Consider the following 23,582-nt stretch of genomic DNA (forward strand, 5'->3'; position numbering starts at 1 on the left):
TGGAGTCGTGGCTGAGGACTTCGTCATCGCACGAAACCCCGAGGATGCCAGCACGCTGCCGTACCTGCTCCGGATCCCGCTCGGTGCCGACGGCATCGTGCTGAAGGCCCGTGAGATGTGGCCCCGCACCGGCAAGGTGTACTGCCACCGGGCGGTCGGCTGGCCGAGCGACCCCGAGGTGCTGGAGTCGGTTCCGGTCCGCTCGTGCGTGCGCCGCGGGGCCGCGATCGACCTGGTGCTGGATCGGTCGCGCGAGAACCGAAGCCAGTTCGTGCTCACGCGCGTCAAGGGCGGCCGTGAGGCGGTGTTCTGGCAGACCGCACGGACGGCGAAGCAGGCGCGCCCCGCCGTCAGCATCCCGACCGCTCGGGCGAGCGGGTTGGCGGACCTGGAGATCGTCGTCGACAGTCACGAGCGGTACGCGTGGCGCTTCACGCATCAACAGGTGACCACACGCCGCGCGGCGCTCGCGGCGGGCGACTACGCGGTCGAGGTCGACGGCGCGGTCGTCGCGTCGGTGGAGCGCAAGAGCCTGCAGGACCTCGTCGCGACGCTCACCTCGGGCAAGATGCGCTATCTCGCGGCAGACCTGAGCCAGGTTCCCAGAGCAGCTGTGGTGGTCGAGGACCGCTACTCAAAGCTCTTCGCGCTCGAGTACGTGCGTGGATCCGTCGCGGCGGAGGCCGTGGCAGAGCACCACGCCCGGTTCCCGCAGGTGCCGATCGTCTTCTGCGAGACCCGTGCGCTCGCGCAGGAATGGACCTACCGGTTCCTGGCGGCCGCGCTGATCGAGGTCGAGGGCGACGTGCATGGCACCGCGCGCACCGAGGAGTTGTCCTCCGGTGCAGCGCCGAGCCCCGCCGCGATCCGTGCCTGGGCGCAGGCGAACGGGTTCGCGGTATCCGCGCGGGGACGCATCCCCGCCGACGTCCGCGCCGCCTTCGACCGCCGCAGCCGCTGACGGTCGACGGTACGGAACCCCCGTCTGACGGCAGCTCGACGCGCAAGGATGGAGCGTGCCTTCGATCTCGCAGCCGCTCGCGGCGCCGCACCCGCTCGACGACGTCCCGTGCCACGACCCCTACGTGCTCGCCGTCGAGGGCGGCTACCTGCTCTACACCGCCTACGACTCGGGGCGCTGGCCGCGACAGATACCTGAAGGGTCGGACTACCCGGTGCCGCCGGGAACCGGCGTCCTCGCATGGTGGAGCCCGGACCTGGTCTCGTGGGGATCGCCGACGGCGGTGTTCCAGGTTCCCGAGGGCGCGTGGGCCGATCCTGCGGTCGCTCCGTGGGCACCCGAGGTGCACCGCTGGAACGGGCGGTACGTGCTGGCGACCACGCTGCACAACCCGGCCGACCGGTTGCCCGAAGCCGCCCAGCGCGGCACCCGCATCGCGATGTCGTCCTCGGGCTGGGGCGACTTCACACCGGTGCGACGCGGCACCGTGCTCGCGGTATCCGACGATCCGCGCGGCCCGTTCGAGCTGCTCGACCCGCAGCGACCGCACACGCCGTGGGAGTTCATGGCCCTGGACGGCACGCTCATCCGCGACGAGCAGGGCGCCGCCTGGCTCGTCTACGCGCACGAATGGGTGCAGGCCGTCGACGGCACCATGGAGGCCGTCCCGCTGAGCGAGGACCTGGATGTCATCGGTGACCCCGTGCACCTGTTCCGCGCCTCCGAGGCGCCCTGGTACCGCAGCGTGGCTCCCACCGCGTCCGCGCTCGCGCCCTACGTGACCGACGGCCCACAGCTGTGGCCGCTGCCCGGCGGCGCGCTCGCGATGATCTGGGCGTCCTACCGACCGGACGAGCAGCTCACCGGCGGCGAGTACGTCGAGACCCAGGCGATCTCCCGCTCCGGCTCGCTGCGCGGGCCGTGGGAGCAGGGCGAGGTGCTGGTCGAGGGCAACGCCGGTCACGGCATGCCGCTCACGACCCATGACGGCGATCTCGTGCTCGTTCTGCACCGAGGCATGAACACGCCGCGCGTACGCGCGGAGATCCACGACGTGCTCGCCACCCCTGGCGGACTCCGGGTCACCGGTCGCCGGGTCTGAGGTCGCTCAGTCGTCCAGGAGATCCGCCGGCGTGATCGTCACGGGGAACGGCAATGTCACCGGGTGCGCCTGATCTGCACGGACGCGGGTCGTCTCGATGTACTCCCCGTCGCTCAGTGCCCAGACCGTGACGACAGGACCGGTCGGTTCGATCGTCCAGTACGACGGGCAGCCCGCCTGGGCGAGCAGGTCCTTCTTGCGACCGAGGTCGAGCAGTCGGGTCGACGGCGAGGCTACTTCGACGGCGAGGAGCGGAATCCCTTGAAGTCGTTCACCCTCGGAGTCAGACCGTCGAACCACGATGACGTCGGGTTCGATGACCGTGCGTGGACCCAGGACGACATCGGTCGGGGCCACGAGAACCCGGAACTCGCGCGGCGCGTGCGCGCGGAGCAACGTATAGAGCGAGCCCACGATGATCTGGTGCGGCACGCTGGGCGTCGGTGCCATCACCAGCAGCCCCTCGAGCAGCTCGTGCCGACGCCCGTCATCGGGCCACCCATCGCGCTCGGCGACGGTGAACGGCCCCTCGCGGATGATGAGGTCGCTCTGCAACGCGTGCGCCGCCGTCATGGTGACCATGGTGCCTCCTCTCGTTCACGATGACCAGAATGCATCCACCGACCGAGCGGGTCCGCGGTCGTCTCCTGCGCGAACCGGGCGAGCATCCTGCTGAGCACCCGGACCTCCTCGGCCGACCACTCCGAGAGGGCGGCGCCCAGAGCCGACTCGGCGCGCGCGATGATGCGCCCGCCGATCTCGCGCCCCTGCTCGGTGAGGGCCACGAGAACGCCGCGGTCGTCGTCGGGCGCTGCCACCCGCACCACGAGCCCGGCATCGACCAGCCGGCCCACGATCTTGCTCATGTTGGTCGCCGTCGCCCCGAGCACCTGCACGAGCTCAGCCGGGCGCATCGCCCCGTTGTAGGAGAGCTGGTTGACCACCAGGAACATGCCCATGTCGTCGTAGGGGAAGTCGACGGCCGCCATCGCATGCCGCCGCACCGGCGTGCTGTCGGCCCAGTGCACGATCGTGGTGATCGAGGTCAGCAGGTCGTCCGACCCCGGCCCGATGACCGGGCTGAGGTCAGCGGCCGCGGGGTCCCCCACATCACCTCGCGCCACGGCACCTCCCGCTCTCAGCCTTCACGTACCAGACGCACCGGTCCCAGCAGCCCATGCTCCCGGACGATCGCCTGCTGCGTCTGCTCGACACCCGTCGTCTGCAGCATCACATCGGGGACCCGGTCGTAGTAGCCGCGCGCCAGCAGCCGGTTGTTGAGCGAGCTCGCCGTCCGGACCACCACCTCGACCTCACCCCCGTGCAGGTCGGCGGTCACGTCGACCACCGGGCGGGAGGTGTCGAACCCGCGCACTGGCCCATCCCCGAGCTGCACCGAACCGAGCCCACCGGCCGTCGATCCGAGATCCAGCAGGTAGCGCACGCCGCCAGCCGGCTGCGGCACGGTCAGCTGCGCCCGGTACTCGCCCACGCCGGACACCTCGGGTCCCACCCTCTCGAGCGCGGTCCACGGCGCCAGCTCCGTGGCCCCGACCTCGATCCGGGTCACCGCCGTCGTCGGGCGCACCTCGCGCGTCACGTACCCCAGCCCGCGATCCTCGGTGATGACCTCGGCCTCGCCCGCGTCCCAGCTCTCGACGGCGGCGCTCCACCCGGTCAGCTCGGTCACCGTCTCTCGGGTCGGGCTCGGGGAGAGCCTCGCCTCGGCGGCCCGGTCCAGCACCAGCACAGCGACCTCACCGGGAGCGAGGGTGAGCTCGACGACAGTGGACCCGCCGTCGGGCCTCACGCCCGCGTGCGGGTACAGCTCGCCCGACCAGGCATCGAGGCGGTGCACGGCACCCTCGCCGGGCAGCCGGATCTGCACGGCGGTCGCCTCGGGCGACTCGTAGAGGAAGTGGTAGGCGTAGAGGACGAGCAGGTCGCCGTCCTCGCGCAGGTGGGTGAGCACCTCCTGGTTGTCCTCGACGAACCGAGCCCGCCCGGTCACCCCCAGTCCGTCGAGGGCGGCGACCACCTCGGCCGGTGAGCCCACCTCGACGACGCCCGGCTGCTCGCGCAGCGCGGCCATCGTCGCGGCCAGCTCCTCGTCGCGGCCGTCGAGACCCGGCGTTCGTGCAGCCGCACGCTCGTGGAGCCGATGCCGTCCCGCCTGCAGGTGCTCCACCTCCCGCACCCCGTTGACGACGACCAGCCGGAGCCCGCGCCGCGCCCACGCGAGCAGGTGCGCAGCGACGTCCGCGTCGAGCTCCGCCTGGTAGACGATCAGAGCGCTGTACCCGGGCCCGACAGGTTGCACGACCTCACCATCGAAGGTGACATCGTCCCGCATGAGCAACGCCCCGTCGAAGAACTCGTAGGTGAAGCCGGCATCCTGCATCGACAGGTCCTGCCACCAGTGGTTCTCACGGTTCCGCATCCACATGGTGCCGTAGGCGACCTCGTCGGGGATGCGTTCGCCGTCGGGACCGATGAGTGTCATCCCGACGAGGTTGTCGGTGAAGTGGTCCGTGCGCAGGATGCCGACGTCGATGCGGGGCTTCCCGCGCCGCAGCGCGTATTGGAGGCGCCCGATGGCGGCGTTCCACAGCGGGTAGAACTCGGAGGCGGGCTGCCGGGTGTCGAAGCGCTCGGAGAACATCGGCCACATGCCCTCGTGCCCCGGCCACTCGGTCGCACCCTCGGCACCGGCCGGGCTGGCCCAGCCGTGCAGGACCGTCTTGGTGATGCCGGCCGCGAGCTGGGTGGCGATGATCTGGTCGTAGAAGCGGTGGTCGAGCATGTGGTTGCGCGTGGTCGCCCCGGTCTCGGAGGAGTACTGCTTGCCGAACAGGTGCGCGGGCCCGGCGAGCAGGCGGTAGGCGTCGATCTGCGCACCGAACTCGAGCGACTCGGTCTCGATGCCGTCGACCTCGGGACCGGGGCGGGTGAGCTCGAACGGGAGCCCGTAGCTGATCTCGGACCGCAGCGTGAGCCCCACCGAGTGCAGGAACGTCGCGAACGGGCGCAGCATGTTCTCGATGTACAGGTCGGTCAGGGTGCGCACGTAGTCGAAGCGGACCTTGGCGACCGTGACGCGATCCGCCTCGGCGGGCTGGTGGTGGTACACGGTCGAGACGGCCATGAACACCGCATCCCGGGTCAGGAACGGCAGCCACGGGGTGATGTCGTAGCCGCGCCGGGTGCGGAACTCCTCGGCCACGGTCCACCCCCAGAACAGCCCACCGGCGCCGAACGTCGACAGCTCGAGCGAGTCCATGTACATCTGCGCGCGCGGGTTCGCGGCGATCTGCTCGCGCAGCTCGGGTGTCAGCACCACGTCGCTCCAGTAGGCGATCACCGCGTCGACGCCGTCACGGTCGAGATAATTGACGGTGTAGTTGACGGATGCAGACGGGCTCGCCGTCTGTCCGGTCCCGTGCATCCAGTAGCTGAAGAGTCGCCACTCGCCATCAGGTGTGGTCCACTCCAGCGACTCCTCCTTCACCTGGCCGGTGAGGTCGATGACCGAGGCAGCGTCGAGCACGCCGTCGCCGAGCACGCGTGCCGCCACCACCGCCACGAGGTGCTGCTCGGTGATCGTGCCCCGGTGCCCGGGCAGCGTGGTCTGGGCGACCGGTCCTGCGAGGTCGATCCGCGGAAGCGGCCCGGAACGGGACGCACCGCCGTCGAGATCCTCGACGGCGACATCCAGCTCCTGAGCCGCCGCACGCTCGTCCGGGGTGATGCTGGGGAGGTTGGCGTTGGACCAGTTCGTCCCCGAGGTGAAGCTGACCGACATGCCCCGCTTCGTCGTCTCCTCGACCACCACCTGGGAGTCGTGGACCCACTCCTCGGCGCCCCACCCGTAGCGGCTGTGGTCGATGTCGCCCTCGTCCATCGCGAGGAACTCCATGCCGCCGAACCCGAGCCGATGGGCGTCGGCGACCTCGCGCCGCAGCGTCTCGTCGGTATGCAGCCCCTCGGCCAGCCACCACCGCAGCTCGGGTCGGCACTCGATCGCCGGCGCGGCTACCTCGGTGCGGAACGTCTCGATGGACATGGGACTCGCTCTCGTTCGTCGTCGAACGGCACTGACGACGGCGATCCTACCCCCGGTAGTGTCGTCACGACAATAGATGCACCCAGTGCTAGAGCAGGTCCAGCCAGCCCAGGGTGGCGCCGTGGAAGGTTGCCTTCTCACGCTCGACGCCGTCGAACTCCAGGTGCCCGGCGGTGAGCTCGACCAGCATCTTCGGTCCCGCCAGCGCCTCGTAGACGGCGAACTGACCCACCGGTGGTACCGCAGGATCGACCCGCGCCGCCCCGACCAGCACCGGAACCCCCACCCGGGCGGCCGCGGTCGCGGCGTCGAAGTACCGCACCGTCGCCACGACGCTCGGGTCCCGCTGCGCCAGCAGCCGCACCGACTCGCCGCTGCCGGTGCACGGTGTCCGCAGCCGCGCCGGGTGGTTCCCGAACGTCGGGACGCTGAGCGCGCCTGCCGTGATGCGCTCGTCCCACGGCAGGGCGAGCGCACCGAGCCCGCCACCGAAGCTGCCGCCCCGGAGATCTACCCGGCTGGCACCGGGGAACAGCTCCTGCGCCGCGGTGATCGAGACCCAGACATCCTCCACGCACCCACCGATGATGTAGCTCTCGCGTGCGGCGATCCCGTGCAGCACGTGCTCCGCGGCGACGTTCGGCACCCCGGGCAGCTCGCTCAGCGCGGGCATGCCACGCACCGCGGGTGACAACTCGGCCACCCCGGGGCGGCGCAAGGGGTCGAACGGCTCGTGCGCACCCCCGTACCCGGCGAGGCCGACCACCACGCGCTCCACACCGCCGTCGGGCTCGAGCAGGAACGCGCCCAGCTCGATGCCGTCGGTGCTGGTGAAGCGCACCTCGCTCAGCCGCCACCCGGGCTCGCGACTGATCTCGCTGACCCGTCGAGCACGAGGTTCGACGGCGGCAGCGGCGTCGTACCGGCCTCGCCAGAACGCGTCGAAGTCAGCCGGCCCGGTCAGGACGTCCCCGGTCAGCTTGCCGCGGTGCGCATCCAGCGGGAGAGCCGCACTCATGCCGACCATCCTGGCAGCGGCTACGCCCGCCGTCGTCGGGCGACGAGCAGGACGGCACCGGCGAGCAGCAGGACCGCCGCGCTGAGGGCCACCGTGGTCAGACCGCCGGAGCCCGTGTCCGGGAGGCCCTGGTCCGCGCCGCCCGAGCCACCGGTGGGCGCGGGAGCCGCATCGGTGGGCTCGACCGTGGTGGGAGCTCCGGTCGGCTCGTCGGTGGTCGGCGGGTCGGTGGGTTCGACCGGGGCTGCCTCGACGGTGATCGTGAACTCCTTGAGGATCGGGTCGCCCACGAACACGGTGAAGGTCGCCGGGCCAGCGGTCTCGGGGATCCCGGAGATCTCACCGGTGGCGGTGTCGATCTGCAGACCAGCCGGCAGGGTGCCTTCCTGGATGCCCCAGGTGTAGGGGCCGCCGTCGCCGCCGGTCGCCTCCAGGGTGACCGAGTACTCCTGGCCCACGGTGGCGCCGGGCAGGGAGTCGGTCACGATGACCAGCGGGTCCAGCACGGTCAGGGCGCCGTCGATGTACTCGAAGGAGTAGAAGTCGTCGGCGGCGCCGGAGCAGAACGTGGTGGCGGCTTCGAGGTCGTAGCCGCAGGTGGGCAGCGTGTCGAGGTCGGCCACGGTGTCGCCGCCCAGGAACCCGTCGAAGCTGGGCGTGATCTCGGGCTCGAACGCGCCCTCGTAGGTGGTGGCGTCGCCGGCGGTCACGGTGATCAGCCCGCTGGTGCGTTCCACGGCTCCGGCGTCGCAGCCGCTGCCGGTCAGCCGGGGGTATCCGGTGCCGCGCTGGTCCACGTCTCCGGGGCACAGGTCGATGGTGCTGTCGGCCCAGGGCACCGAGGTGCCTGCCGGGACCAGGTTCATGGCCGGGCCGGTCGGGCTCGGCAGCGCGGTCCGGGTGGGGCCGCCGTTGTCGGCCAGCGGCTCCAGCTCCGGGTCGGCGACCACGCTGGCGGCGTCGAACGCGCAGCTCTCGTCGGAGACCACGTTGAAACGGGTGTCCACGAGCGCGGCCGGCTCGCCCGCGCACGCGGGCACAGCCTCGGGCGAGTGCACGATCGAACCGATCACGCTCACCTCGAGAAGCTGCTCGCCGAGCTGCAACGCGGCCTCGGCATTCTCGGCAACCGTGCTACCTGCCACCAGCAGCGATCCCGTCGGAGCCTCGGTCACGTCACCGCCGGGCACCTCGGTGCTGATCCCCGCCCCGCCGTTCTCGGCGATGGTGCTGAGCTCGATCACGCCGGCGCCACCCGAGATCTGCACGCCGTCTGCGTCGTTGCCTGCGACCTCGGTCCGCAGGAGGTGGACGCTGACGGGTGTCGCCGCGCCGAGGTCACTGGCGAGCACTCCTCGCCCGGTGATCGGTAGGCCGATGACGTCGTCGAGGGGGGTCCGCACGTTGTCGTTGATCGTGCTGTCCGTGAGCGTGAGGTTGCCGCCGAGGACGATGGCACCGGCGGCGTTGCCGCTGACGGTCAGCTCGTTCCCCGTGATCGTGGCCTCCTGGACGACGATGCCGCCGAAGACCGGGCCGGCCAGCTCGGACGAGACGTCGAGCCCGTTGCCCATGATCGAGGTGCCGGTGACATCGACCGTCGCCCCGCTTCCGGAGCCGAACGCAGCGAGACCGACCCAGTCGTTCTCGGAGATCGTGCTGCCGGTGACGGTGGCCTGTGATCCTGCGTAGGAGATGAAGCCGAACGTGTTGTCGGTGATCTGGCTGTCGGTCACGATCGCCTCGGTGGCTCCCTCGAGCGCGACTCCGGCTGGTGGGACCTCGCCTGGTGCGCCGTCGCCGTTGCCTGTCACGACGCTCTCGACGAGCTCGAGGCGCCCCGGCTCGACCGAGGCGTGCGTGACGATGCCGGCTCGGTTGTCCGCGATCGTGCTGCTGATGATCTGCGTCTGCCCCGAGTCGACGATCAGCCCGGCGTAGTGACCGGAGAGCTCGGTCCCGGTGAGGCTGACCGTCGGCGTCAGCACACCGGCATCCGATGCTCCGGGCCGAGCCAGGATCGCCGCTCCGTCTCCGTCGAGGCTGTTGGTCACCGAGCTGTTGATCAGCGTGAGATCGCCACCTTCGAGCGTCACGCCGTTGCGGTTGCCGTCCATCGTGACGCCGTGCCCGGTGAACGTGCCGCCGGCCTGGAGCGCGACGCTGCCGCTGAACGTCCCGCCGGTCGCGCCGCCGTTGCCGCTGATCGCCGTCCCGGTGGCATCGATCACCACATCGGGCCCGTACGACACGATGGCGTTGCCCATGTTCTCGGAGATCGAACCGCCGACGATCGTCACGGTCCCCGCGAACGCGGCGACGCCGTTGCCGTTCCCGTCGAGCGAGCTCGAGCTGATCGAGACCGTGGCCGGACCGGTGTTCGTGCCGGTGAGCTCGTCGGCGCCTGCCCCGATCGCGGTGAAGAGCCCGGACATCGTCGAGTCCTCGACCGTCAGCGTGCTCCCGACGCCGGCGAGCACACCGACCGCTGTGGCCGGGTCTCCGGGCGCGCCGTTCACCGCGGCCCGGCTCAGCACCAGGGCACGGTCGTGCTCGATATCGATGACGGGTTGCCCCACGCTCGCGCCAGGAGCAGGCTGGATCGTCATGTCGGCGATCCGAACGGCTGCGTTGACGACGATCGTGGGCTGAGTGGCGTCGGTACCCGCCAGCACCACGTCGGCAGCACCGCTGCCCTGGAGCGTCACCGCCGTCGTGATCGGCAGCGTCTCGGCGTAGCTGCCCGCGGCGATCGACACGATATCGTCGGCACCCGCTTGGACCAGTGCCGCGCCGATGCTCGCGCAGGCGTTCGCGCCCGTGCTGCTGCCGCACACCGGGGCATCCGTCCCGGTGCTCTGGTCGACGTACCACGTGACGCCCGCGGCGCTCGCCGGCGGCGTGAGCCCCGCCAGTGACAACACAGCCGCGACGGCCGCCGTCGAGCCCAGCGCTCTCACTCGACGCACGGCTGTCCGGTCCCTGTCGGTACCCGTCACGACGTCCCCCCGCATACTTGTCGATTCAAGAATCGTGGAGACCCTATCGGTCGAGCGCCGAAACGGGAACCCCCGCTCGGGTGCTCACCCGACTGAACGGCGCAGGATCGCGACCAAGAAGTCGGAGGTCGGGTCGAACGGACGTAGATCCCACGTGGAGAGTGTGAGGTCGAGCGCGAGCCCGGACTCCCGCGCGTCGGTGTAGAACTCGTCGAACTCATAGCCCCGGCCGGCGCCGAACCCCGCGACCAGCCGGCCGTCGTCGGCCAGCACCCCGGCCAGGTTCGCCAGCACGAGCCGGCGCGTGCTGGGGGCGAGGAATGTCATCACGTTGCCGGCCGAGACGATCACGTCGAACGGCTCGCGTACCCCGGCGCCGTGGAGGTCGAGCTCGGCGAGGTCCTGGGTGAGCCAGGTCGCGTCTGGGTGCTCGGCCTGCGCCTCCTGGATCAGGACCGGGTCGACGTCCACCCCGACCACGTGGTGCCCTCGCCGTGCCAGCTCACCACCCAGCCGACCCGGACCGCATCCGGCGTCGAGGATCCGAGCGCTGCGTCCGACCATCGCGTCGACGAACCGTGCCTCGCCGTGCAGGTCCTGCCCGGCGGCGGCCATCTCCTTGAAGCGTTGGACGTACCAGTGCGAGTGCTCGGGGTTCCGCTCGACCTGCCGCGTCCAGAGGCTCTTCTCGACCATGCCCACAGTTTCGCGCACGCGCGCGGGGCAAAGGTCCTGTCGCCGTCGTCCGGCCGTAGGACACACTGGGGCGCGGAGGTGTCATGGCGACCGAGACCACCGAGTCCAGCCCGCTCGCGGCCCCGTGGGCGGCGAGTCCCGACGAGCTTCGGAGCGCGACCGGCTCCGCCCCGGGCGGCCTGAGCAACGAGGAGGCGTCGGCTCGCCTCGAGCGCGACGGCCGCAACGAGCTCGCCACCCCCCGGCAGCGCCCGTGGTGGCGCCGGCTGCTGACCCAGCTCGACGACGTGCTCACCTACATCCTGCTCGCGGCTGCGATCCTCAAGGCGATCAGCACCGACTGGGTGGACTTCACGGTCATCGTCGTGGTGATCGTCGTGACGGCGCTGATCGGCTTCATCCAGGAGGGCCGCGCCGCCGACGCGCTCGCGGGCCTGCAGCGGATGCAGTCCCTGGACGCGCAGGTCCTTCGCGAGGACGTCTGGGGCGTCCGCGACGCCGCGACCCTCGTGGCCGGTGACATCGTCCGCGTCCGCAGCGGCGACCGGGTCCCCGCCGACCTTCGCCTTCTCGACGGCACCAACCTGCAGGTCGACGAGTCCGCCCTCACCGGCGAGTCCGTGCCCGCCACCAAGCAGGTGGAGGCGGTCTCGCTCGACTCGGGCGTCGGTGATCGCGCCAGCCTGCTGTTCTCCGGCACGATCGTCACGGCCGGCAACGGCACCGGTCTGGTGGTGGCGACCGGCGCGCGCACCGAGATCGGGCGCATCTCCACGCTGGTCTCCGAGCAGGACCAGATCGACACCCCGCTCACCCGCCAGCTGGCGCACCTGGGCAAGCAGCTCTCGGTCGGCATCGGCCTGGCGGCGTTCGCGATGCTGCTGGTGGGCCGCCTGGTGCACGACTTCTCCGGCGACGAGCTGATCTCCGCCGCCATCGGGTTCGCGGTGGCCGCCGTGCCGGAGGGGCTGCCCGCGCTCGTCACCATCACGCTCGCTCTCGGCGTCCAGCAGATGGCCCGCCACCGTGCGATCACCCGCAAGATGGCCTCGGTGGAGACCCTCGGCTCGGTCACCACGATCTGCTCCGACAAGACCGGCACGCTCACCCAGAACGAGATGACGGCCCGGGCGGTCGTCACCCGGGTGGCGAGCTACGCCGTCGAGGGGATCGGGTACGCCCCCGAGGGGCGGGTCACGATCGATGGCTCGACGGCGGAGCTCTCCTCCCATCCCGATCTCGCCGCCCTGGTCCTGGCCGGAGGTGTGTGCAACGACGCCCGCGTGGAGCGTGGCGAGGACGGTTGGCGCGTGGTGGGGCAACCCACCGAGGGCGCCGTCGACGTGCTGGCGCACAAGGCCGGCGCCCCGCTCGGCGCGGTCACGCGCGTGGCCCAGGTGCCGTTCGAGTCGACGCACAAGTTCTCGGCCACGCTCGACGACGTCGGTGCCGAGGCCTTCGGCGAGCCGCTCCGCGCGATCCACATGCTCGGCGCACCCGGGCCGCTGCTCGACCGTTCCGATCTCGAGCTCGGACCGGACGGCCCCGAGCCGCTCGACCGCGCCGCCTGGTCCCGCCGCATCGACGAGCTCTCCGCGCAGGGTCTACGGGTGCTGTCGGTCGCGCGCCGACCGGCCGAGGGTGTCACCTCGATCGCCCTCGCCGATCTCGACGGCGGAGCGACCTTCCTGGGTCTGGTCGGCATCGTGGACCCGCCCCGGCCGGAGGCCACGGCCGCCATCGCGGAGGCGCACACCGCCGGCATCCGGGTCAAGATGATCACGGGCGACCACAAGGGCACCGCGACCGCGATCGCGCGCGAGCTCGGCGTCGTCGCGAGCGAGGGCGAGGTGGCGGCGCTGACCGGACCCGAGCTCGAGGCCATGAACCAGGACCAGCTGCGCCGGGTGGTCCGCGACATCGACGTCTACGCCCGCACCTCTCCGGAGCACAAGCTTCGCATCGTCCGGGCGCTGCAGAGTCGCGGCGAGGTCGCTGCGATGACCGGTGACGGCGTCAACGACGCACCCTCGATCACGCGCGCCGACGTCGGCGTGGCGATGGGCATCAAGGGCACCGAGGCCACCAAGGACGCCGCCGACATCGTGCTCGGCGACGACAACTTCGCCACGATCGTGCGCGCGGTCGAGGAGGGGCGGCGGATCTACGACAACATCCGCAAGTCGGTCGTGTTCCTGCTGCCGACCAACGGGGCGCAGGCGCTCGTCATCCTCAGCGCCGTGCTGCTGGGCCTGGCTCTGCCGCTGACGCCGGTGCAGATCCTGTGGATCAACCTCATCACCGCCATCACGCTGTCGCTGGCACTGGCTCGCGAGCCGGCCGAGCCCGGCATCATGGAGCGCCGGCCACGCTCGCCGAAGGAGCAGGTGCTCTCGCCGCAGGCGCTGGTGATCGTGATCGCGGCCTCGCTGCTGATCGGCGGGGCCGCGCTGCTGGCCTACCTCACCGAGCTGCAGCTCGGTGCGGACCTCGCGTCCGCGCAGACCACGGCCGTGCTGATGCTGGCGCTCGGGCAGCTCGCGTTCCTGTTCTCGTGCCGCCTGCTGACCAGGTCGGCGCTGACGAGGAGGGTGCTCACCGGCAACCCCGTCATCTGGATCTCGGGGGCCGCGTTGGTGCTGCTGCAGGTCGTCTTCACCTACGTCCCCTTCATGAACGCGTGGTTCGGCTCGACCCCGATCGGGGTGCGCGAGTGGTTGATGACGGCGGGGTTCGCCGCCCTGGTGTTCCTCGCCGTCGAGCTAGTGAAGGCGGTCACGCGGCGGCGCTGACCGGGCGGTCCCCGCCGGCGAGCACGGCGGCCACCACCTGCACCGCCGCGATCATCGCGAGCATGACCAGCGGCGCTTGCCAGCCACCGCTCGCCTGCGCGAGCCAGCCGGCGGCGACCGGGCCGCACGCGGCGAGCAGGTAGCCGACCGCCTGAGCCATGCCGGAGAGCTGGGTGGTCTCGGCGTGGGTGCGGCCACGAACACCGATCAGCGTGAGCGCCACCACGAGGGAGGCGCCCGAGCTGAGCCCGGCGAAGATCACCCAGAGCACGGGCAACCCGGGTGCGAGCAGCAGTCCGAGCGCGGCCACGAGCATCGGGGCGCTCGCCGTCACGGCCGCCGTCACGAGGGACCCGGTGCGGCGCATCAGCAGCGGGATCGTCAGGCCGCTCACGGTGCCCACCAGCTGGTAGACCGACAGGTGCACCCCGGCGGCGTCGTCGCGGACACCTGCAGCCGCCTCGATCGTGGGGAGCCACGTGACGAGGATGTAGAAGGAGGTGGACTGCAGACCCATGAGCGCGGTCACGAACCACGCGGTGGGTTGACGCCAGACGCTCACCGTCATCGCGCCCGGCTTCGGCAACGGGCTCGGCGGCGAGGGTGCGATCCGCATCCGCACGATCCAGATCGCGGCCACCGCGAGCGCGGGGATCGCCCAGAAGCCGAGCGCACCCCGCCAGCCCCAGACGTCCGCGAGCGGCACTGCGGTGCCCGACGCGGTCGCGGCCGCCACGGTCATGAACATGGTGAAGAAGCCGGTGGCCACAGCCACGCGGGAGCGGTAGTCGCGGCGCACCACCACGGGCACGAGGACGTTCCCGACGGCGATCGCCAGGCCGGCGATCACGGTGCCGATCCACAGCCCCGGCAGCCCGGTGAACGAACGCAGCGCGAGTCCGGCGGCGAGCAGCAGCAGCGCGAGCAGCAGCGCGACATCCACCCCGGTGCGCCGCGTCAGCCGGTGCACCAGCGGTGACCCGACGGCGAAGGCGAGCAGCGGCAGCGCCCCGAGCAGCCCTTGCAGCGGCTCGGACAGCGCCAGCTCGTCCGCCATCCGGGGGAGCACCGGCCCCACGGAGGTGACGGCCGGGCGCAGGTTGAGCGCCACGAGGAACACGAGCGCCACCAGCGCCGGCGTCCACCGGCTCGCCGCCTGCGCGCCGTCTCGTCTCTGCCCCACGTCCGCCTCGTCCGCCCGGCGGCGGGATGCCGCCGGTCACCACGGACGATCTCACAGGTCAGATCGCGGCGATCGCCTGGTGGGTGCGGAAGACATCGGTGGGGTCGTACGCCGCCTTGATCGCCGCCAGGCGCTCGGCGCTGTCCCCGAACGCCGCCCGCATCCGTCGGCCGCCCTCCGCACCGAGGAAGTTCGGGTACGTCGCGCCCACCGAGAACGGCTCCATGTCGCTGCGGAAGGCGCGGCCGAGGGCGATGTTGCGCTCGTCGTCGGCAGGCTGCTCCCACAGCAGCAGCGGATGGACGAGGAATCGTGCCTCCCGGCCGGCCAGCGGTGAGGTATCGGCGCCGACCTCAGCAAGGGCGCCGCCCCACGCGACGATGAACAGCATCGATGCTCCCGGGGACAGCTCGTGCGCCCGCGTGACGATCAGCTCGATCGCCTCCTCGGGCAGGTCGGTGACGCTCTCGGCGGTCCAGTAGTTCCGGAACCCGGGCGGGTCGTCGAGCGAGCACTGGAAGTCGGCATACGGCGTGGGGCCGAACAGGTCGGCATCGGGACCGAGCGCGCGGATGGGCTCGAGCGCCCGCTCGCCGTCGGCGAGGGAACCGGCCCACATCCCGAGCACGGCCACCAGCTCCTGGCCCACCAGGTGCGGCGGGAAACCCTCGGCGCCCGCCGGCGGGTGAAGGAACGCGCAGGCCAGGGAGAGCTCCTCGGGGGCGCCGTTCATCACGTCTCGGAACGTTCGCAGCACCTCGTGCGCGCGGTCGGCGGTGAACAGCGCGATGCCGCTGAAGACCTCCGGTCCGAGCGGATGCAGCCTCATCTCGACCGCGGTGACCACGCCGAAGCTGCCGCCACCACCGCGCAGCGCCCACAGCAGGTCCGGGTTCTCGTCCTCGCTGGCCCGCAGCACCTCGCCGTCGGCCGTCACGACGTCGGCCGCCACGAGGTTGTCGCACGCCAGTCCGTGCTTGCGCTCGAGCCAGCCGGAGCCACCGCCGAGGGTGAGGCCCGCGACCCCAGTCGTGGAGACCCGGCCACCGGTGGTGGCCAGGCCGTGCTCCTGGGTCGCGCGGTCGACGTCGGCCCAGATCGCCCCACCACCGATGCGGGCGATCCGTCGTTCCGGATCGACCTCGATGTCGGCCATGCCGCGCACGTCGAGGACCAGCCCGTCGTCGCAGAGCGAGAGGCCGGCCACCGAGTGGCCACCGGCGCGCACGGCGACCGGGAGGTCGTGGCTGCGGGCGAACGCGAGTGCCGCGACGACGTCGTCGACGCTCACGCACGTGGCCACGTAGCGCGGCCGTCGCTCGATCATCGTGTTGAAGAGCGTGCAGGTGTCGTCGTAGGAGGGGTCGCCGGGCTCGTGCAGGCCGCCGTGGAGGCGGAACCGGAGCTCGTCGACGCCGGTGTCATCAGTCATGGAGGTCATGGCACGAGTGTCGGTCGGGCGCGGTCGCCGGCGCATCGCTGGGACGGGCCATCCTCATGCATGGCCCGTTCGGGCCAGGCCTCAGATCAGGCTGAGCTTGGCTGCTCGCGCGACGGCGGCAGCCCTCGACCGGGTGCCCAGCTTGGTCCGGAGGTTCGCCATGTGGCGATGAACCGTGTGCGGGCTGAGGAAGAGGCGCTCGGCGACGTCCGTGTCGCTCATGCCCTGCGCGACGAGCCGGAGGATGTCCACCTCACGGGGGCTCAGGCCGCCGGCAGGGTCGGCGGGCGGCTTCTCCTCGACCCGTGCGCCGAGCCTCCGGAGCGACTGGTTGGCCGCCCGCCGCTCGACCTCGGCGTGCTCGCCGCGCCCGACGCCGTCGAGCGCTCGGGCGAGCACGAGCCGGGCGCGAGCGCACTCGTACGGCGCTGAGCACCCGGTGAACAGGTCGACGGCGTCCTCCGCAGCCTGCCGGGCGTCGTCCCAGCTCCCGGCGCAGGCGAGCACCTCTGCCTTGACCAGGCAGACGCGAGCACGCAGGTACGGCGTCCCGAGGCCGGACTCCTCGAGCTGGGCGAGGGCGGCGCGGGCCTTGGCCACCTCGCCTGCGGCACCGTGCGCCCGGGCGAGCAGCTCGATCGCCGGGAAGCGGTCGAGCATGCTGGTCACCTCGAGCCGCCGGAGGACGCGTTCGGCCGACTGGACGGCGGCGGTGATGTCGCCCTCCTCGAGGTCGAGCGCGCCGAGCGCGATCACGGCGTCGGGGAACGGCAGGGCGGACTCGAGCAGGGTCCGTGCCTCGGCGTGCCGGCCCTGCCGGGCGCGCAGCTCACCGAGCCGGACGGCGGTGGGCGCCGCGAGCGCGGGCCGCACCTGCTGGAGATCGTTCATGGCGGTGCTGAGCTCTTCGTCCGCGAGCTGCCAGTCGCCCCGGGTGGTGAGGACACCCCCGTACGCCGTGCGGCAGATGCCGAAGAAGTGGCGCGCGTGCCAGGTGGTGGACCACCGGTGCAGCTCCCGGCACCACTGCTCGGCGCGGGCGAGGTCTCCCGCGTGGGCACAGCCCGTGACGGTGTGGCACAGCGCCCAGCCCGGGGCGGCCTGTTCGGTGAACTCCTCCGCCACCGCGAGCGTGGCGCACTCGTCGAGGCGCTGCAGCCCCTCCGCGACGGCGCCCGACCTGATCAGTGCCGAGCCCAGGATCCCCAGGGCGACCACCTCGACGTCGAGCTCGCCGCACGCCCGCGCTATCGCGAGCGCCTCGCGGGCGCCGCGCGCCGCCGTATCGAGGTCGTTGTTGGCGAGCAGGGCGATGTCGGCCTCGAGGAGCGTGATGAAGCCCAGCTCGGCACCGGGCGGCAGGTCCTGCAGCAGCGAGCGGCCCCGCACCAACCACGCGGCCGCGACCACGTCGTCGCCGCGGAAGTCGAGGTGGTCGGAGGCGATCCACAGGGCCACCCGCGCCGCCCCCTGGCGGTCGCCCGCCGCCCGGTAGCTGCGGTAGGCCCGCTCCCGTGCGGCGAAGGTGACCTCCTGGTCGCCCTGCCACCACGCGGACCGGCCCACGCCCTCCCAGGCCTCGGCGGAATCGGTGGCGGTGGCGGCCTCCTCGAAGCTGGCACGGGCCGCGCTCCAGTCACCCCGGCCGAGGGCGGTGCGCCCGGTGACCAGGGCTCCGGCACTGGCCACGACGCCCATCGGGGCGAAGTCTACGGGGGCCGTATGGCGCTGCGACAGGGTTTACGGCCGACGCTGGGCGCGCCGCGCCTCCGCCACGACCGCCCATGCGTCGGTCACCGGTCCGAGGTGACCGAGCTTGTCGGGGTTGAGCACGACCCGGATCATCTGGATGCTGCCGTCGAGAACCTCGAGCGCCCAGGTGGCGAGGACGAGGCCCTCCCGGTCGCGGAAGATCGCGCCGGGCTGGCCGTTGACGTCATGGGACTCCACCGTCAGCCCGACCGCCAGGAAGCCCGGCGCCACGGCGGTGAGCAGCTTGACGAGGTTCTCGCCCACGAACACACCCGAGCCCCACAACGGGGCCTTGCCGCCGCCGTCAGCGACCATCTGGACATCGGCCGCGAGCAGGTCGCGCACGCTCGCGACGTCGCCCTCGCGGAGGGCGTCGAAGAAGCGGGAGGCGAGCTCCTCGGCCACCCGCCGGTCCGCCTCGAAGCGGGGCCTGCCGGCGGACATGTGCGCCCGCGCGCGGGCGGCCAGCTGACGGCAGGTGGCCTCGTTGCGCTCGAGCGTCGTCGCGATCTCGGCGAAGGAGTAGCCGAACACCTCGTGCAGCACGAACGCCGCCCGCTCGAGCGGGCTCAGCCGCTCCAGCAGCACCAGAGCCGCCATCGAGACCGAGTCGGCGAGCTCGGCGGACCGCGCCGGGTCCTCGTACGGGTCGGTGACCAGCGGCTCCGGGAACCAGGTGCCGGGGTACTCCTCGCGGCGCACCCGCGCCGAGCGGAGCACGTCGATCGAGATGCGGGTGACGACGGCGGAGAGGAAGGACTTCACGGAGGCGGGTCTGGTGGTGGTCGCCTCCCAGCGCAGCCACGTCTCCTGCACCGCGTCCTCCGCCTCGGTGACGCTGCCCAGCACGCGGTAGGCGATCGCGAACAGCAGCGATCGCAGCTCCTCGAACTCCTCCACCTTGCTCACGCGGCCTCCGTCTGATCCGCTCTGGCCTGCACCACGCGGTCCGCCCGCGACCGGTCGTGGGTCCACATCATCCTGCCGGGGTGCCGCGCCTCGACGGTCAGCCCCCAGGCCACCGCGCGGCAGATCGACTCCTTCACCCAGGCACCGGGGCGGCCGGGCACGTCCCAGCTGCGTGCGGAGTCGTCGGCGTGCGTCGGCTGGAAGATCCCGCGTGTGCGGCCCACGCTCAGGCACACCGCGTTGAAGCCCGAGTCGATCGCACGCGGTCTGCGGTCGGCGAGCCTGCTCAGCACGGTCTCGGCCGCCTGCAGCCCCAGCGGGATCGCCGCCTGGCAGCTCATGCGCAGCGGCTGCGCCGAGGGGTCGGCCGCGTCTCCTGCGGCGAGGATGCGCGGGTCGGAGATGCTCGTGAGCGTCTCGTCCGTGAGCAGGCGACCGGCGGCGTCGGTCGCCAGCCCGCTCGTCGCCGCCAGGTCGGGGGTCGCAAACCCCGTGGTCCAGATCGTCACGGCGGAGCTCAGGCGGGTGCCGTCACCGAGCCGGACCGCCCTCTCCTCGACCTCGGCGACCGTCGCGCCGTCGAGCAGGGTGACGCCCAGCGACCGGAGGGCGCTCGCCGTCGATCGCCGCCCCCGCTCGCTCAGAACCGCGCCGAGGCGGCCGGTGACCAGGGTGACCCGGCGCTCGGCCTCGGCGAGCTCGCCGCTGATCTCGATCCCCGTCGGTCCGCCACCGACCACCGTGACGGGAGCATCCATCGGCAGCTCGGCCAGCCGCGTGCGGAGCCGCTCCGCCTGCTCCAGCTCAGCGAGGGGGAACGTGTGCTCGCTGGCGCCTGGCACGCCCAGGTGCGCGCTCCTGCTCCCGACCGCATAGATCAGGTAGTCGTAGCCCTGCTCGACGCCGGTGCCCAGCGTGACGGTGCGCGCACCGGCGTCGATGCTCTCGACGGTGTCCACCACGAGCCGCACGCGCTCGTTCAGCACCTCGGCGTAGGGGCGCACCGCTGGGGCCGACCCGCCCACAAGCTGGTGCAGCCGGATCCGGTCCACGAACGTGGGCCGCGGGTTGACCAGCGCGACCTCGACGTCCTTGCCCGTCAGCAGCCGGTTCGCCGCCATCACACCTGCGTAGCCGCCCCCGACAACGATGACTCGGCTCGTGGACATCCCGTCTCCCTCGCGTTCTCGCGGGTACCCGGTGCACCCGCCTCCTGCACACGTGACGAGACAGCGGCGTGCCGCGTGACATCGGGTCACCGTGCGGGGGCGGCTCCGATGTCGACGAGCCCGACGGCGGGAAGGGCTCCGCGGACCGCGTCGCCTGCTGCTGTGGTCACCTGGTCGGCTTCTGCGACGCTGCTGAGCGGGTCGACGGTCACGCTCGCCTGCACCGCGAGGCGGTGACCGAGCCAGCGCAGCCGCACGTGGTCGACCGCCACGACGCCGGCGGCGGCCCGCAGCGTCTCCTCGGCTCGTTCGGTGAGCGCGGGTTCGACGCCATCGAGCAGACGGCGGCCGATGTCACGCGCGGTGCCGATGAGCAGAACCACGATCGCGGCCGTGATCAGCAGGCCGACGAGCGGGTCGGCCAACGGGAACCCGAGCCACACGCCGATCGCTCCGAGCAGCACCGCCAGCGAGGTGAACCCGTCGGTGCGGGCGTGCACGCCGTCGGCCACCAGCGCCGCGGACCCGATGCGTCGACCGATGCGGATCCGGTAGATCGCCACCGCCTCGTTCCCGAGGAAGCCGACGAACCCCGCGGCTGCCACCCAGCCGAGGTTGTCGAGCTGCTGCGGCTCGGCCAGCCGCTTGACCGACTCCACCCCGGCGATCACAGCGGACAGCGCGATCATCGCCACGATGAACAGCCCAGCCAGGTCCTCGGCACGCCCGTAGCCATAGGTGAACCGCTTGGTCGCGGCCCGGCGTCCGAGCACGAACGCGATCCACAGCGGCACTGCCGTGAGGGCGTCCGAGAGGTTGTGGATGGTGTCCGCGAGCAGCGCCACGGACTGGCTGATGCCGACGATCACGAGCTGCGCCAGCGCCGTCGCCCCCAGCACCACCAGGCTGATCTTGACGGCGCGAATGCCCTGGTTGCTCGCCGTCAGCGCGTCGTCGATCGAGTCCGCGATGTCGTGGGAGTGCGGCACGAGCGCGTGCTTGATGCGTGCCCCGATGCCGTGGTGGTGGCCATGGTCGTGGTCGTGGTCGTGGTCGTGGTCGTGGTCGTGGTCGTGCTCGTGCGTCATCGGGTGCTCGGGTGGTGCGCGGAGTGCTCGCCGAGGGCGTGCTGGGCCTGGAAGACGGCCTGGGTCACGAGGGTGCGAGCGTGCTCGTCGACCAAGGAGTAGTAGACCCGGTTCGCCTCCTGCCGGGCGCGCACGATCCGGCCCAGGCGCAGCTTGGCGAGATGCTGCGAGACCGCGGTGGGCGACTTCCCGACCGCCTCCGCCAGGTCGTTGACCGATCGTTCGTCACCGCGCAGCAGCAGCACGATGCGCACGCGGGTGGCGTCGGCCAGCAGCGAGAAGACCTCGACGGCGAGGTCCACATACGGACTCTCCTCGTCGAATGTGCACGTCTGCGTATCTGCGCTCATACGCAGATACTACGTCGGTCGGCTCGCCTCGAGCACCTGCTCGATCGTGACGACATCGCCCGTGCGGACCGACTCGTACGCCGCCGCCACGATCGCGGCGCCGCGGAGTCCGGCGTGGCCGTCGGGGTGGGGCCGGCGGCCGGTGCGGACGACATCGAGGAACTCGGCGATCAGCGCGGCGTCCATGTCCGGCCCGTAGGCGAACCACGCCTGCCCCCGGCCGGTGAGGTGGCCGTCGAGCCGGGTGCCGAACGCATCCATGCGAGCGAGCCCGGCGGAGCCGACCACCTCGAGCGTGAGGCCGCCCCAGGTGGGGTAGTCCGGCGGCCGGGACCAGCTGCAGTCGATCGTGACGACCACGCCGCCGGCGTACCGCACCTGCACCAGGCCGGCGGTCTCGACCGCGGCCTCCGGGTGCAGCAGCCGATGGGAGCGCGCCGACACGGCGACGGGAGCATCGCCGTCGAGCAGGGCATCCATGAGGTCGGCGACGTGCACGGTGTGGTCGGTCACCGCGCCGCCGCCGGCGAGATCGGGGTCGGTGAACCAGGCGCGATCGCCAGGGATCTTGCCGTTGTTGGTGCCGGTGACGGCGAGGAGCTCACCCACGTCGCCGCGTTCGATCGCGCTGCGCAGACGCACGAACGCGTCGGAGTAGCGCACCGGGTGCGCGATCATCAGGCGCCGGTCGACGGTCTCGGCTGCGGCGATCATCGCCTGCGCGTCGGCGACCGAGGTGGCGATCGGCTTCTCGCACAGGACGTGCGCCCCGACGGCGAGGGCCGCTTCGGTGTAGCCGCGGTGCCGGCTGTTCTCCGAGCACACGATCACGCCGTCCGGCTCCCAGCCGAGCAGGTCCTCGAGCGAGTCGGCCCAGGTCGCGCCGGTGCCCTCGAGCGCAGCCGCGCCCCTGCCTGCCTCGCCCGGCGCCGCGTCGGGGTCGGCCACCCGGATCTCGACCCCCGCAGTGGCCGCCAGGGAACGGAGGTAGGAGAACGCGTGCCCGTGCGCGAGGGAGATGATCCCGATCCGTGTCATGCCGACACCTCGTTCTGCTCGGCCAGCCGGACGGTCCGGCCCGTGGTGATCGATTCCAGGGCTGCCTCCGCGACCCGGACGGCGCTCACGCCGTCGGCGGCCGTGAGCCGCGGTCGGGGACCGCCCTGCGTCCAGGCGAGGAAGTCCGCGAGGATCAGCTGGTAGGGGCTGACGGCACCGGTGGGAGGCAGCAGTCCGGTGGAGCCGCCGACGTCGCGTGCATCGATGGTGACCTCGGGCTGCGCGGTGGAGTCGTGCTGCAGCAGACCGCCGGTGCCCGCGATCTCGAAGGTGGTCCGGAACGTGGTGCCGACCGGGCCCCAGGTGCCCGTGACGTAGCTGAGCGCGCCGCTGACGTGGGTGAGCACCGCCTGGGCGGTGACGACGTGATCCTCGGTGCCGCGACTCTGCTGGGCCGTGACCTCGGTGACGTCGCCGGCGAGCCAGAGTGCCTGGTCGAGGTCGTGGATCATCTGGTCGAGCACGATCCCCCCCGAGAGCTCGACGTCGTGGAACCACGGTCGGTCCGGTCGCGAGCCCGTGCGCGAGAACCGCAGCACCGCGAGGTCCCCGAGGTCGCCGTTCTCGACGGCGGCATGGAGCCGCTCGTAGGCCGGGAACCACCGCACCACATGGCCGGGCAGGAGCTTCACGCCGGCGGCATCGGCGAGGTCGACCAGCTCCTGCGCCTCCGCTGCCGTGCGCGCGAGCGGCTTCTCGCAGAACGTGTCGACCCCGGCGGCGACGGCGGCCCGTACGTGCGCCGGGTGCACGGTGGTGGGCGTGCAGATGTCGACGACGTCGGCGCCGTCGAGAGCCTCCTCGAGCGACCCCACGGCCACCGCGCCAGGGGTCGCGGCCGCCAGCGCCTCGGCGCCGTTCACGGAGTGGATGCGGAGCTGTGCACCGAGCGCCGCCCAGCCCAGCGCGTGCGGAGCGGCGATGCCGCCCGCCCCGAGCAGTGCGACGACGGGTGGGTGGGTGCCCATGAGTTCTCCAAGTGAGGGAAAGGGGGCCGCGG

At 72.0% G+C, this 23,582-nt stretch carries 18 protein-coding genes; 3 read left to right on the forward strand and 15 right to left on the reverse strand.

Annotation, left to right across the window (positions count from 1 at the left end; translation table 11 throughout):
- Positions 1-7: 7 nt before the first annotated feature.
- On the forward strand, positions 8-961 hold the full coding sequence (locus tag GPA03_RS17280; RefSeq protein WP_156253303.1) for an Lsr2 family DNA-binding protein: 954 nt from the start codon (positions 8-10) through the stop codon (positions 959-961).
- A 55-nt stretch (positions 962-1,016) separates the two neighbouring features.
- Positions 1,017-2,063, forward strand: coding sequence for a glycoside hydrolase family 43 protein (locus GPA03_RS17285; RefSeq protein ID WP_156253304.1), 1,047 nt, complete (start codon positions 1,017-1,019; stop codon positions 2,061-2,063).
- A 6-nt stretch (positions 2,064-2,069) separates the two neighbouring features.
- Here the strand turns inward: GPA03_RS17285 and GPA03_RS17290 are convergent, their stop codons facing one another.
- From GPA03_RS17290 to GPA03_RS17315, 6 genes are all read right to left on the reverse strand, one after another.
- The gene (locus tag GPA03_RS17290) at positions 2,070-2,645 is read right to left on the reverse strand and encodes a Uma2 family endonuclease (RefSeq protein ID WP_156253305.1); all 576 of its coding nucleotides are present in this window, start codon (positions 2,643-2,645) and stop codon (positions 2,070-2,072) included.
- Complete coding sequence (locus GPA03_RS17295) at positions 2,633-3,187, reverse strand: MarR family winged helix-turn-helix transcriptional regulator (RefSeq protein WP_156253306.1); 555 nt, start codon at positions 3,185-3,187, stop codon at positions 2,633-2,635. The genes GPA03_RS17290 and GPA03_RS17295 overlap by 13 nt, the downstream gene beginning before the upstream one ends.
- 14 nt (positions 3,188-3,201) lie before the next feature.
- A complete protein-coding gene (locus GPA03_RS17300; protein WP_156253307.1) occupies positions 3,202-6,126 on the reverse strand; it encodes a glycosyl hydrolase in 2,925 nt (974 codons plus the stop codon).
- A gap of 88 nt (positions 6,127-6,214) precedes the next feature.
- On the reverse strand, positions 6,215-7,144 hold the full coding sequence (locus GPA03_RS17305; RefSeq protein ID WP_162458409.1) for an acetylxylan esterase: 930 nt from the start codon (positions 7,142-7,144) through the stop codon (positions 6,215-6,217).
- A gap of 20 nt (positions 7,145-7,164) precedes the next feature.
- Positions 7,165-10,113: a beta strand repeat-containing protein gene (locus GPA03_RS17310; RefSeq protein WP_162458410.1), complete on the reverse strand. Its 2,949-nt coding sequence runs from the start codon at positions 10,111-10,113 to the stop codon at positions 7,165-7,167.
- A 114-nt stretch (positions 10,114-10,227) separates the two neighbouring features.
- A complete protein-coding gene (locus GPA03_RS17315) occupies positions 10,228-10,839 on the reverse strand; it encodes a class I SAM-dependent methyltransferase (protein WP_156253310.1) in 612 nt (203 codons plus the stop codon).
- Between the two features lie 83 nt (positions 10,840-10,922).
- Between GPA03_RS17315 and GPA03_RS17320 the strand changes: the two genes are divergently transcribed.
- Positions 10,923-13,631, forward strand: coding sequence for a cation-translocating P-type ATPase (locus tag GPA03_RS17320; RefSeq protein WP_156253311.1), 2,709 nt, complete (start codon positions 10,923-10,925; stop codon positions 13,629-13,631).
- Here the strand turns inward: GPA03_RS17320 and GPA03_RS17325 are convergent.
- The 9 genes from GPA03_RS17325 to GPA03_RS17365 form a co-directional block, all read right to left on the reverse strand.
- A complete protein-coding gene (locus GPA03_RS17325) occupies positions 13,615-14,814 on the reverse strand; it encodes an MFS transporter (RefSeq protein ID WP_156253312.1) in 1,200 nt (399 codons plus the stop codon). The two genes, GPA03_RS17320 and GPA03_RS17325, sit on opposite strands and share 17 nt — an antisense overlap.
- Positions 14,815-14,872: 58 nt before the next feature.
- Entirely contained in the window at positions 14,873-16,255 is a 1,383-nt protein-coding gene (locus tag GPA03_RS17330; RefSeq protein ID WP_156253313.1) for an FAD-binding oxidoreductase, read from the reverse strand.
- 81 nt (positions 16,256-16,336) lie between these two features.
- A complete protein-coding gene (locus GPA03_RS17335) occupies positions 16,337-17,953 on the reverse strand; it encodes a LuxR C-terminal-related transcriptional regulator (RefSeq protein WP_156253314.1) in 1,617 nt (538 codons plus the stop codon).
- Positions 17,954-17,995: 42 nt separating this feature from the next.
- A complete protein-coding gene (locus GPA03_RS17340) occupies positions 17,996-18,916 on the reverse strand; it encodes an RNA polymerase sigma-70 factor (protein ID WP_156253315.1) in 921 nt (306 codons plus the stop codon).
- Positions 18,913-20,085: an NAD(P)/FAD-dependent oxidoreductase gene (locus tag GPA03_RS17345; RefSeq protein WP_156253316.1), complete on the reverse strand. Its 1,173-nt coding sequence runs from the start codon at positions 20,083-20,085 to the stop codon at positions 18,913-18,915. Before GPA03_RS17345 ends, GPA03_RS17340 begins: the two co-directional genes overlap by 4 nt.
- 86 nt (positions 20,086-20,171) lie before the next feature.
- Positions 20,172-21,173, reverse strand: a complete 1,002-nt coding sequence (locus GPA03_RS17350) for a cation diffusion facilitator family transporter (RefSeq protein WP_156253317.1) — start codon at positions 21,171-21,173, stop codon at positions 20,172-20,174.
- A complete protein-coding gene (locus tag GPA03_RS17355) occupies positions 21,170-21,523 on the reverse strand; it encodes an ArsR/SmtB family transcription factor (protein ID WP_156253318.1) in 354 nt (117 codons plus the stop codon). The genes GPA03_RS17350 and GPA03_RS17355 overlap by 4 nt, the downstream gene beginning before the upstream one ends.
- A gap of 9 nt (positions 21,524-21,532) precedes the next feature.
- Complete coding sequence (locus tag GPA03_RS17360; RefSeq protein WP_156253319.1) at positions 21,533-22,561, reverse strand: Gfo/Idh/MocA family protein; 1,029 nt, start codon at positions 22,559-22,561, stop codon at positions 21,533-21,535.
- Entirely contained in the window at positions 22,558-23,550 is a 993-nt protein-coding gene (locus GPA03_RS17365; protein WP_156253320.1) for a Gfo/Idh/MocA family protein, read from the reverse strand. The genes GPA03_RS17360 and GPA03_RS17365 overlap by 4 nt, the downstream gene beginning before the upstream one ends.
- Positions 23,551-23,582: the final 32 nt, after the last annotated feature.

This window comes from Pseudactinotalea terrae (assembly GCF_009733845.1).
In the GTDB taxonomy this organism is placed as follows: Bacteria; Actinomycetota; Actinomycetes; order Actinomycetales; family Beutenbergiaceae; genus Pseudactinotalea; species Pseudactinotalea terrae.

What these genes read in the sequence shown, in the direction of transcription:
- GPA03_RS17300 (WP_156253307.1), bottom strand. Translation starts at nt 6,126, where the DNA reads ATGTCCATCGAGACGTTCCGCACCGAGGTAGCCGCGCCGGCGATCGAG.
- GPA03_RS17290 (WP_156253305.1), bottom strand. Translation starts at nt 2,645, where the DNA reads ATGGTCACCATGACGGCGGCGCACGCGTTGCAGAGCGACCTCATCATC.
- GPA03_RS17365 (WP_156253320.1), bottom strand. Translation starts at nt 23,550, where the DNA reads ATGGGCACCCACCCACCCGTCGTCGCACTGCTCGGGGCGGGCGGCATC.
- GPA03_RS17345 (WP_156253316.1), bottom strand. Translation starts at nt 20,085, where the DNA reads ATGTCCACGAGCCGAGTCATCGTTGTCGGGGGCGGCTACGCAGGTGTG.
- GPA03_RS17330 (WP_156253313.1), bottom strand. Translation starts at nt 16,255, where the DNA reads ATGACCTCCATGACTGATGACACCGGCGTCGACGAGCTCCGGTTCCGC.
- GPA03_RS17305 (WP_162458409.1), bottom strand. Translation starts at nt 7,144, where the DNA reads ATGAGTGCGGCTCTCCCGCTGGATGCGCACCGCGGCAAGCTGACCGGG.
- GPA03_RS17360 (WP_156253319.1), bottom strand. Translation starts at nt 22,561, where the DNA reads ATGACACGGATCGGGATCATCTCCCTCGCGCACGGGCACGCGTTCTCC.
- GPA03_RS17320 (WP_156253311.1), top strand. Translation starts at nt 10,923, where the DNA reads ATGGCGACCGAGACCACCGAGTCCAGCCCGCTCGCGGCCCCGTGGGCG.
- GPA03_RS17355 (WP_156253318.1), bottom strand. Translation starts at nt 21,523, where the DNA reads ATGAGCGCAGATACGCAGACGTGCACATTCGACGAGGAGAGTCCGTAT.
- GPA03_RS17335 (WP_156253314.1), bottom strand. Translation starts at nt 17,953, where the DNA reads ATGGGCGTCGTGGCCAGTGCCGGAGCCCTGGTCACCGGGCGCACCGCC.
- GPA03_RS17315 (WP_156253310.1), bottom strand. Translation starts at nt 10,839, where the DNA reads ATGGTCGAGAAGAGCCTCTGGACGCGGCAGGTCGAGCGGAACCCCGAG.
- GPA03_RS17350 (WP_156253317.1), bottom strand. Translation starts at nt 21,173, where the DNA reads ATGACGCACGAGCACGACCACGACCACGACCACGACCACGACCACGAC.